Raw genomic sequence first — 10392 nt, 5'->3', positions numbered from 1 at the left:
GGCCCGTTCGTCTATCGGTTAGGACGCCAGGTTTTCAACCTGGAAAGAGGGGTTCGATTCCCCTACGGGCTGCCACTTCTTCTTCTATATGCTTGATCATGGCGGTTCGATCGCCCTGAGATTTCGGCGTTTTTGCCGTTCCCGCGGGGCGTTGCGGTTATGCGGCCGTGCCGGCCATGATCAGAGCCCGCGCCAGCCCGCATTGCAGCCTGTCCGCCCGTGCCGCAGGCAAATTCCGGATTTTGAATATTCGGCCCCGCGCGAGGTGGGACTGTCGCGCGGACAGCCTTTTCCGGCCGTTTCCCAGCCGGGAAAAGGCCGTGTGCGGCATGGGTTGACCAAATTGCATCCAATAGGATACAAGCGGATGCAAGAGGATGACATGACCCGAATCGACGACTCCACCAAGCTTCCGCAAGGACAGGCCGTCTATCGTCAGTTGCTGGACCTGATCTCGACCGGCAGGCTGCTGCCGGGCACGCGGCTGCGCGAAACCGAACTGTCCGAAAGCCTCGGCGTCAGCCGCACGCCCATCCGCGAGGCCGTGCGGATGCTGGAGGCCGACGGGCTGGTCGATCACCTGCCCCGCCAAGGTGCGACCGTCAGCAGCCTCAGCTATGCCGAGATCATGGAACTTTACGAAATGCGCGCGGTGCTGGAAAGCACGGCGGCGCGTTTCGCCGCCCGCGCCGCCTCGGATATCGAGCTGGACGAGCTGACCCGCCTCAACGAGGAATTCGCCGAGGCCGCCGACGACAGCCACCGCGCGGCGGAACTGAACCGGCGCTTTCACCTGGTCTTGCAGGATGCGGCGAAGAACCGTTTCCTGCTGAAATCCATCGTCACTTTGCAAAAGGCGATGCTGATCCTTGGCCCGACCACGCTGATGGTCGGCGACCGCGCGGTCGAGGCGGCGGTGGAGCATCGGCGCATCCTGGATGCGTTGCGCGCCCGCGACGGCGCGCGCGCCGAGGCCGAGATGCGCCGCCATATCGAGGCCGCGCATCGCGTGCGGCTGGTCACGCTGGGCGACCGGCAGCGGCCGTTCGAACCCGGACTCCGAATAGCGAACAAGGGCGATACGCCCGCCACGGGAGAATAGACATGACAGAGACCGCAACCGAGGGGCCGGGTTCCGGCCCCTGGGACGTTATCGTCGTCGGCGGCGGCAATGCGGCGCTTTGCGCGGCGATCACCGCCGCCGAGGCGGGTTGCCGCGTGCTGCTGCTGGAAGGGGCGCCCAAGCCCTATCGCGGCGGCAACAGCCGCCATACGCGCAACTTCCGCTGTATGCATCGCGGCCCGCTGTCGGTGCTGACCGACACCTACGACGAGGACGAATATTTCCACGACCTGATGCTGGTCACCAAGGGCAAGACCGACGAGCATCTGGCCCGAATGACCATCCGCACATCCGAGGAATGCCTGCCGTGGATGGAGGCGCATGGGGTGCGCTTCCAGCCCTCGCTTTCGGGCACGCTGTCGCTGTCGCGCACCAACGCCTTTTTTCTTGGCGGCGGCAAGTCGCTGGTCAACGCCTATTACAACACCGCCGAGGATCTGGGCGTCACCACCGTCTACGAGGCGCAGGTCGGCCATATCCATCTGGAGGGCGACCGCTTCACGGGGCTGGACGTTTCCATCGCGGGCGCGCCCTCGCGCCATATTCAGGGGCGGGCGGTGGTGCTGGCCTCGGGCGGGTTCCAGTCGGATATCGAATGGCTGACGCGGGCATGGGGACCGGCGGCGGCGAATTTCCTGATCCGCGGCACGCCCTACAATCGGGGCACCGTCCTGCGCGACATGCTGGATCAGGGCTGCGAGCCGGTGGGCGACCCGACCCAGTGCCATGCCGTCGCCATCGACGGGCGCGCGCCGAAATACGACGGCGGCATCGTGACGCGGCTGGATTGCGTGCCCTTTTCGGTCGTGGTCAACCGCGACGCGCAGCGTTTCTACAACGAGGGCGAGGACGTCTGGCCCAAGCGTTACGCGATCTGGGGCCGTCTGGTCGCGGCGCAGCCCGATCAGGTCGGCTATGCGATCATCGACGCGAAATCGCTGGACCTGTTCATGCCCTCGGTCTTTCCGCCCAACAAGGCCGACAGCATCGAGGAACTGGCCGCGCAGATGGGTCTGGACCCTGCCGCGCTGCGCAGAACCATCGACGCTTTCAACGCCGCCTGCCGCGAGGGGACGTTCCACCCGACCGAGCTGGACGGGCTGGCGACCGAAGGGATCGAACCGCCCAAGACCAACTGGGCGCGTCCCATCGACACGCCGCCCTTCTACGGCTACCAGCTTCGGCCCGGCGTGACCTTCACCTATCTGGGGCTGAAGGTTTCGGACCACGCGCAGGTGCAGACGCCCGACGGGCCGCTGAGGAACGTCTGGGCGGCGGGCGAGATCATGGCCGGCTCGATCCTGGGGCAGGGCTATCTGGCCGGTTTCGGCATGACCATCGGCACGGTTTTCGGCCGCATCGCGGGACGGGAGGCCGCAAAGCATGTTGGATGATCGCATGAACATGATCGACGAGGCCCGCCGCCAGATCGAGATCTGCAACGCCTGCCGCTATTGCGAGGGCTTCTGCTCGGTCTTTCCGGCGATGACGCGGCAGCGCGCCTTCGCGGATGGCGACATCACGCAACTGGCGAACCTGTGCCACAACTGCCGGGGCTGCTATTATTCCTGCCAATACACCGCGCCGCATGAATTCGCGCTGAACCTGCCCGCCGTGCTGGCCGAGGTGCGCAACGACTCATGGCTGCGTTATGTCTGGCCCGCGCCGCTTGGCGCGCTGTTCCAGCGCAGCGGCGTGGCGATCACGGCGGCGCTGGTGGTCTGCCTTGGCGCGTTCTTCTGGCTGCTGGCCGCGCTGCGCCCGGAAGAGGGTGCAGGCTTCTACGCCTATCTGGCCCATAATGCCATGGTTGCGCTGTTCGCGCCCGCCTTCCTGCTGCCCCTGGCCTCGGTCGCATGGGGGCTGGTGCGCTATTGGCGCGACGTGGGCGGCCAGCGCATCAGGCTGGGCGACATCACCGGCGCGCTGCGTCAGGCGGCGGGGATGCGCAACCTGTCGGGCGGACAGGGGCAGGGCTGCAACTTCGAGCAGGAGGACCGCTATTCCAACACCCGCCGCTGGTATCACCAGGCGATGATGTATGGCTTCCTGCTGTGCTTCGGCGCGACCTCGGCGGGCACGATCATGCATTACGGCTTCGGGATGGAGGCGCCCTATGGCTTCTTCTCGCTGCCCAAGCTTTTGGGGGTGCCGGGCGGCATCCTGATGGTGATCGGCGCCTATGGTCTGGCTGCCGGCAAGCTGAAGGCCGATCCCAACCTTGGCGCGGCGAGCGCATGGTCGGGCGAGATGGCCTTCATCCTGCTGCTGGGCTTCATCGCCGCGACGGGTCTGGCGCTTTACGCCGCGACCGGCACCGGGGCGGTTCCGGCCCTGCTGGCGGTGCATCTGGGTTCGGTCATGGCGCTGTTCCTGCTGCTGCCGTTTACCAAGATGGTGCATGGCTTCTTCCGGCTGACCGCGCTGATTGTGGAAGAACAGAAACGCCGGTAAGAGGGCGCGGGCATCGCCGCCCGCGAAGCCCTCTGCGCGCTTTGGCAATGGGCGGCCCCGGTGGCCGCCCTTATGCTTGGCCCGACCGTTACGTCACGAACAGGACCTGATGAACAAGAAATATGCATTCCACGTCGCGCGCACCGTGCTGATCGGATGCCTTGGCGGGCTGACCGGCTATCTGCTGAACCTCCCACTCGGGTGGCTTGTCGGCTCGATGCTGACGACCAGCATATGCGCGATGTCGGGGATGCAGATGCCGGTCCTGTGGTCGCTGCGTTCGGTCATGATCGGGGTGATCGGGCTGATGGCGGGCAGCGCCTTCACGCCCGAGATCCTTGCCCATGCCCGGCAATGGAGCATGACGATGGCGGGCGTCGGCATCTACAGCCTGACCGCCTGGGGGCTGGGCATCTGGGTCTGCTGCAAGTTCAGCGGCCAGAACCGGGTGTCCGCGATCTTTTCATCCGCGCCGGGGGGCCTGAGCGAAATCCTGTCCATCGCACCGTCCTACGGGGCGGATGTGCGCGCGCTGTCGCTGATCCACGGGATGCGGCTGGCGGTGATCCTGGCCCTGTCGCCGATCATCGCAAGCTCGGTCGCGGGCGGGGCATTCTCGCTGACGCCGGTGCGCCCGCCGATTGATCTGTCGCTGCACATGCCGCTGCCGGACGTGGCGATCCTGGCGGCCTGCCTGCTTGCGGGCGCGCCGCTGGCGCGGGCGATCCGCCTGCCCGCCGCGCATCTGACGGGACCGCTGGTCCTGTCGGCCCTGGCGCATGGCGGCGGGCTGACGGCGGCCAATCCGCCGCAACTGGTCATCGTCGCGGCGCAGGTGGTCATCGGCGCCTCGGTCGCGCAGTTCTTCGCCAATACGACATGGCGGATGCTGGTCAGCTTCATCGCCATCGGCGGCGGGCTGACGCTGGTGAACCTTGGACTGGCGGCGCTGTTCGCGGCAGGTTTCGCCCATTGGCTGGACGTGCCTTTCGCCACCGCGCTGATCGCGCTGGTGCCGGGCGGCCTGCCCGAGATGAGCCTGGTCGCCATCGGGCTGGGACTGGACGCGGCCTTCGTCAGCGCGCATCACCTGTTTCGCATCCTGGTGGTGCTGATCGCCCTGCCCGTCCTGATCGCCAGATTCGCCGGCGGCCCCGCCGCAACCGAGGGCAAGAGCCGCCCTCAGGCTTGAACCCGCCGCCAAAGCGCCTAAGGCTGTCCCGCAGGAAAGGGACAGCCCATGCAGCATTTCGACGTCGTGACCGCGCGTCTGGTTCTGGCGCTTGCGCGCGACGGCTCGATCGGGCGCACGTCCGAACGCGAGAACATCGCCGCATCCGCCATCAGCCGCCGCATCGCCGACCTTGAGGCCCGGATGGGCGTCGTGCTGTTCGACCGCGTGCCCACCGGCGTCACCCCGACCGACGCGGGCCGCATCTATGTCGAGGGTTGCCGGCGCATCTTCCGCGAGATTTCCGATCTGGGCGATGCGATGGCGGATTTCGCGCAAGGCGCGGCGGGGCAGTTGCGGCTGGCGGCCTCAAGCTCGGCGCTGTCGGGGCGGCTGCCCGAATTGCTGGCGCTTTACGCGCAGCGCCACCCGGCGGTCGTCCTGGACATCCGCGAGATGTCGGGACAGGCGACGCTGCTGGCGCTGGCCGATGCGCAGGTCGACCTGGCGCTGGTCGCCGACAATTACGACCTGACCGCCTTTCAGACCGAGGTGCTGGAACCCGACGACGTCTGGGTCATCGCCGCCCCCGATCACCCGCTGGCCGCGTCGCTGGACGGCCGCAACCCGATCCGGTTCGAGCAGACCCTGCAACATGACATGGTCGGCGTCCATCACGCGGGCGCGCTGGACCGGCTGGTCAATTCCGCCGCGCGCCGGATGGGGCGCAGCCTGGGCACGCGGGTGCAGGTCGAGACCTTCCCCTCGCTGGTGCGCATGGTCGAAGCGGGTTTCGGCATCGGCTTCCTGCGCCTGTCCTCGCTGCACCTGATCGCGGGCACGGCGCTGGCCTGCGCACCTCTGGGCGAGGAATGGGCCGCGCGCAAGCTGCTGGCCGCGCGGCGCAGGCGCAGCCAGACGCCCCCGGCGGTCGAGGCTTTCCTGCACCTGATCCGCGACGCGCGCGGATAGGCGGGGCAGTCAATCGCGCAGCCGCACCGAATATTCGCTGCTCAGGATATCCAGGACATGGGCGCGGATGTCGGGATCGACATGGGTGCCAAGGCGATAAAGGGCCTCGGCAGCCTCGCCCGTCACCTGCGGATAGGCGCCCAGAACCTCGGACGCCCGCGCCTGATAGTCGGGATCGTCGAAGATTCGCCGCCATGTGTCTTGCCACGCCTGCCGGATCCGGGGCGGGGTGTCGCTGGGCAGCACCACCATCTTCTGCGCGGCGTAACCGGCGGTGGCAAAGGCGCGATAGGCATCGTAATCGGGGCCTTGGGGCGGGGCGCCGTGCAGCAGCTCATAGACTTCCTCGACCGTGGGCAGGTCTGGGAAGGTGGGGTCGCGGCGGACGTGGCCGTCCGCATCCAGGACGCCCCATGTCATCAGCGGCACGGCCTCGTGCGCCTGCACCATCGGGGCGACGTTGCGCAGGTAGGAAGGCGTCGTCTGATAGTCGATATCGACCTCGCCGCGCTGCATCGCGACCAGCCCGTCGCCCCGTCCGGTATAGCCAAAGACATAGCGCACGTCGAAACCCAGCAACCGGAAGGCCAGCATCGGCACCAGGTCCAGCGAGGTCGGCCCCTGGCTGGCGAAGATCAGCCGCCCGACCCGCAGCGCCGCCGCCTCGCGCCAGTCCGAGATGCCCAGTTCCGCCGAGACATAGACCACCCCGCCCGAGGGCGCGACCATCACCGGCGTCCAGTCCGCGTAATCGTAGCGCACCCGCATGTCGCCCAGCAGATAGGGAAACTGCGTCGAACCCGAGGTGCCCAGGACCGTCAGCCCGTCCGGTCCCGCCTCGCGCGCGAACTGGTTGGCCCCGCGCGTGCCGCCGCCACCGGCCTCGTTGCGGATGCGTATTTCAGGCTGGCCGGGCAGGTGGCGGGCAAGGAAGGGGGCGTTGAACCGCGACCATGTGTCCGACCCGCCGCCTTCGGAAAAGGGGATGAACCATTCGACCGTCCGGCCGCTGAAATCGACCGGGGCACCGTCCGCCCGCGTCTCGCCCGCGGCAAAGATGGCGGCGCATAATGCGATCATGCGCGCGGCTGTCTGTTGCATCCACGTCCTCCTTGCGCCGCCCGGACGGGCCACGCCCTGTCTTCGGGTTTATGCGCAATGGCGCGGATGCGCTACCCTTCCGGCGGGTTTTGCTGTTTATGCTACACTCGCCGCCACCGAAAGGAAGCAGCCGCGATGCGCATTGTTTTGATCGAGGACAACCGGATGCTGGCCCGCGCCGTCAGCCAGTCCCTGCGGCAAGAGGGGCATTCGGTCGATTGGCTTGAGGACGGCGAGGACGGCGCGTCCTTCCTGGCCAGCCACGGCGCGGACCTGGCCATCGTCGATATCAACCTGCCCCGCCGCAGCGGGCTGGAAGTGGTGCGAGACATGGTGATGGGCGGCGCGGCCATCCCCGTGCTGATCCTGACCGCCCGCGACGGGCTGGAGGACCGCATCGCCGGGCTGGACGCCGGGGCGGACGATTACCTGACCAAGCCCTTCGAGATGGCCGAGCTTTGCGCCCGCGTCCGCGCCCTGGGCCGCAGGCGGGGCCGCAGGCCGCAGATGATCGAGCGGATCGGCGCGCTCAGCTTCGACCGCGTCAGCCGCCGCCTGATCGGTCCCGAGGGCGAAATGGACCTGCCCCGCCGCGAAATGGCCCTGTGGGAGGTGCTGTTCGACAATGCCGACCGCGCGATCTCGAAGGCGGCGATCTGCGACAGCATCTATGGCACCGGCGCCGATGTGGAAATGAACGCGGTCGAATTGCTGGTGTCGCGCCTGCGGCGCAGGCTGGACGGCTGCGGCGTCACCATCAAGGCAATCCGGGGCCTGGGCTATATCCTGCGCCAGGACGACCCGTGACCATGCCCGGCCAACCCCCGACCCGGCCCCCGACCCAGCCACGGTCTCGGGCGCGAAGCCTGCGCACGCGGCTGTTCGTGACGATCATGCTGCCCTTGATCGTCGTCGCCGGGCTGTCCAGCGTAGTGCTGCATTGGCTGTCGCGCGAGATGTCGCACAACCTCTACGACGATACGCTGCGGGTGGTCGCCCATACCGTCGCGCGCGAGGTGGTGCTGACCAAGGGCGATCTGGTCACCGATTCGCTGCTGGATTCGCTGGTCGGCGCGCTTGGCGATCCGATCTATTACCAGGTGCGCGCCGATGGGGGCTATTTCCTTGCCGGTCATTCCGACGCGCCCCTGCCCGACAATCCGCCCGACATGCCGGGCGGCGTGCCGGTGTTTTTCGATGCGGTCTATCACGGCGAACCCGTGCGGGCGGTGATCCTGCGCGAATTCATCTCGGACCCCGATTTCGACGGCTGGACCACGGTCGAGGTCTGGCAGACCGTCACGCAGCGGCAGGCGCTGAGCATGCGGATGCTGGCGCAATCGGCGGTGGTGCTGGTGCTGCTGCTGGGCGCGGCGGCGGTGCTGATCTGGTTCGGCATCCGGCGCGGGCTGGCGCCGCTGACCGATCTGCGCGCGGCGCTGGCCCTGCGCGGCGCGCATGATCTGCGCCCGATCCGCCGTCCCGTCCCGCCCGAGGCCAGGCCGCTGGTCACGACCATCAACACGCTTTTCGCCCGGCTGAGCGCCGAGCTGGAACGGCGCAACGCCTTCATCTCGAATGCCGCGCATCAGTTGCGCAACCCCGTCGCCGCGATCCAGGCCCAGGCCGAGGCGGCGCGCGATTCGCGCACCCCCGACGATCAGGCCGAAAGGTTGCGCGACCTAACCGACACCGCGCGCCGCCTGTCGCGGATGAGCCGGCAGCTTCTGCGCCTCGACGCCGCCAATCAGCGCCGCCTGCCCGAGGATACGCCCCCCGCCGACCTGGCCGGGCTGGCATCCGAGGTCGCGCGCCGTTACGTCCCCGCCGCGCTGCGGGCGGATATCGAGATCGAATATGACGGCCCCCAGACCCCGCTGTTCGTGCGCGGCGACCCGGTGCTGATCGAGGAGTTGATCGACAACCTGATCGACAACGCGCTGCGCTATGGCTGCCCACCCGGCAGCAGCCTGCGCCTGGCGGTGGCCGAATCCGGCGGCAGGGCGGTGCTGAGTGTCGCCGACGAAGGCCCCGGCATCCCGCCCGACGCCGCCGAGAAGGTGTTCGAGCGTTTCGTCCGCCTGTCCCATGTCGAGGACGGCGGCTGCGGGCTTGGCCTGCCGATCGTGCGGGCGATCGCGCGGGGCGCTGGCGGCACGGCGCGCGTGGTGCCCACCCCCCGCGGATGCACCATCCGCGTCGCCCTGCCGCTGCATGGCGCGGGATGCGCACAAAGCGGGCGTTCCGCGGACAAGGCGCAGAAAATTCGGCTTTGACAGTTTGCCGACAGTTTCATGTGACAAGTTGCCGGAATTGTGTTGGCGGCACTATACTTCATTTGACCGCTATGTCTGGGAGGACACATGATGAAACTACCCATGCGCTTCATGCGCGGCACCGTCGTTGCGATGGCCGCAGCCGCGTCCTTGATGTTCGCAGCACCTGACCGTGCCGAGGCAGTCGATTTTTCGGGCAAGACCGTCGAATGGTGGATCCCCTTCTCGGAAGGGGGCGGGTCGGATGTCTGGGCGCGCTTCTATGCGCCCTACCTGGCCAAGCACCTGCCGGGACAGCCCAATGTCATCATCCGCAACGTGCCCGGCGGCGGTTCGATCACCGGCACCAACGAATTCGCCGCCCGGGCGCGCCCGGACGGGCTGGCGCTGGTCGGCACCTCGGGTTCGACGCAGTTCCCCTATCTGCTGGGCGACCGGCGCGTGCGCTATGAATATCACGATCTTGAGCCGGTGCTGGTCTCGCCCACCGGCGGCGTGGTCTATATTCCCGCCAGCTTCGGGATCGAGGACGCCTCGCAACTGGGTCAGTTGACCGACCGCGAGCTGGTCTATGCCAGCCAGGGCGCGACCTCGCTGGACCTGGTGCCGATGCTGGCCTTCGAGGTGATGGGGCTGAATGTCCGCCACGTCTTCGGCATGACCGGGCGCGGCGACGGCCGACTGGCCTTCGAGCGCGGCGAAGCGACCATCGACTACCAGACCTCTTCGGCCTATCTGACCAACGTGCAGCCGCTGGTCGACAACGGCACGGTGGTGCCGCTCTTCTCCTATGGCGTGCTGGACGCCGAGGGCAACGTGCAGCGCGATCCGTCCTTCCCCGATATCCCGCATTTCGTCGAAGCCTATGAGATGATGCATGGCGAGGCGCCCTCGGGCGTGGCCTTCGATGCCTATATGGCCTTCTTCGCATCGGGTTTCGCGGCGCAGAAACCCGCCATGCTGCCCAACGGCACCGATCCCGAGATCGTCGCGGCCTATCGCGAGGCCTTCGCCGCAGCAGCAGCCGACCCCGACCTGCAAGCCGCCAAGGGCGAGGTTCTGGGCGAATACGAACAGGCCGTGGGCGATGATGTCGAACCGCTTTATCATGTGGCGACCAGCATCGACCCCGAGGCGCGCGAATGGGTGCGCAGCTACCTGACCGAAAACCACAGCGTCATGCTGGACTGACGGACAAGACGGGCGGGCCGAACAGGCCCGTCCGCGCCGGATTGCGAAAATCTGAAACTGCCCAACGGACCTTCGGCCCGGCGCTGCCCGCCTGAACCGAAGCG

General features: G+C 67.6%; 9 protein-coding genes and 1 tRNA gene. 9 read left to right on the top strand and 1 reads right to left on the bottom strand.

The genetic code is table 11. The features are described 5' to 3' along the window. The 6 genes from Q0O97_RS14585 (at position 1) to Q0O97_RS14560 (ending at position 5720) form a co-directional block, all read left to right on the top strand. Positions 1-75, top strand: a tRNA-Glu gene (locus Q0O97_RS14585). Between the two features lie 307 nt (positions 76-382). Further along, the gene (locus tag Q0O97_RS14580; RefSeq protein WP_294930835.1) at positions 383-1102 is read left to right on the top strand and encodes a GntR family transcriptional regulator; all 720 of its coding nucleotides are present in this window, start codon (positions 383-385) and stop codon (positions 1100-1102) included. A gap of 2 nt (positions 1103-1104) precedes the next feature. After that, complete coding sequence (gene tcuA, locus Q0O97_RS14575) at positions 1105-2517, top strand: FAD-dependent tricarballylate dehydrogenase TcuA (protein ID WP_294930833.1); 1413 nt, start codon at positions 1105-1107, stop codon at positions 2515-2517. Further along, on the top strand, positions 2507-3577 hold the full coding sequence (gene tcuB / locus Q0O97_RS14570; protein WP_294930831.1) for a tricarballylate utilization 4Fe-4S protein TcuB: 1071 nt from the start codon (positions 2507-2509) through the stop codon (positions 3575-3577). The genes tcuA and tcuB overlap by 11 nt, the downstream gene beginning before the upstream one ends. 109 nt (positions 3578-3686) lie before the next feature. After that, positions 3687-4769, top strand: coding sequence for an AbrB family transcriptional regulator (locus Q0O97_RS14565; protein WP_294930829.1), 1083 nt, complete (start codon positions 3687-3689; stop codon positions 4767-4769). A gap of 48 nt (positions 4770-4817) precedes the next feature. Next, positions 4818-5720 (top strand): LysR family transcriptional regulator, encoded by a 903-nt coding sequence (locus Q0O97_RS14560; protein WP_294930827.1) that lies wholly within the window; start codon positions 4818-4820, stop codon positions 5718-5720. 9 nt (positions 5721-5729) lie between these two features. Here Q0O97_RS14560 and Q0O97_RS14555 read toward each other — a convergent pair whose 3' ends face one another. Further along, the gene (locus Q0O97_RS14555; RefSeq protein WP_294930825.1) at positions 5730-6821 is read right to left on the bottom strand and encodes a tripartite tricarboxylate transporter substrate-binding protein; all 1092 of its coding nucleotides are present in this window, start codon (positions 6819-6821) and stop codon (positions 5730-5732) included. Positions 6822-6956: 135 nt separating this feature from the next. On the opposite strand from Q0O97_RS14555, the gene Q0O97_RS14550 reads away from it, so the two are divergent. The 3 genes from Q0O97_RS14550 to Q0O97_RS14540 all read left to right on the top strand — a co-directional run bounded on the left by Q0O97_RS14550 (position 6957) and on the right by Q0O97_RS14540 (position 10288). After that, on the top strand, positions 6957-7628 hold the full coding sequence (locus Q0O97_RS14550) for a response regulator transcription factor (RefSeq protein ID WP_294930823.1): 672 nt from the start codon (positions 6957-6959) through the stop codon (positions 7626-7628). A 2-nt stretch (positions 7629-7630) separates the two neighbouring features. Continuing rightward, positions 7631-9097 (top strand): sensor histidine kinase, encoded by a 1467-nt coding sequence (locus Q0O97_RS14545; RefSeq protein WP_294930837.1) that lies wholly within the window; start codon positions 7631-7633, stop codon positions 9095-9097. A gap of 90 nt (positions 9098-9187) precedes the next feature. After that, on the top strand, positions 9188-10288 hold the full coding sequence (locus Q0O97_RS14540) for a tripartite tricarboxylate transporter substrate-binding protein (protein ID WP_294930821.1): 1101 nt from the start codon (positions 9188-9190) through the stop codon (positions 10286-10288). Positions 10289-10392: the final 104 nt, after the last annotated feature.

Origin of the sequence: uncultured Paracoccus sp., assembly GCF_945915435.1 — a bacterium.
Classification (GTDB): Bacteria; Pseudomonadota; Alphaproteobacteria; order Rhodobacterales; family Rhodobacteraceae; genus Paracoccus.
The sequence above is the reverse complement of the archived record's forward strand: the minus strand, read 5'-3'. Positions and strand labels throughout refer to the sequence as shown.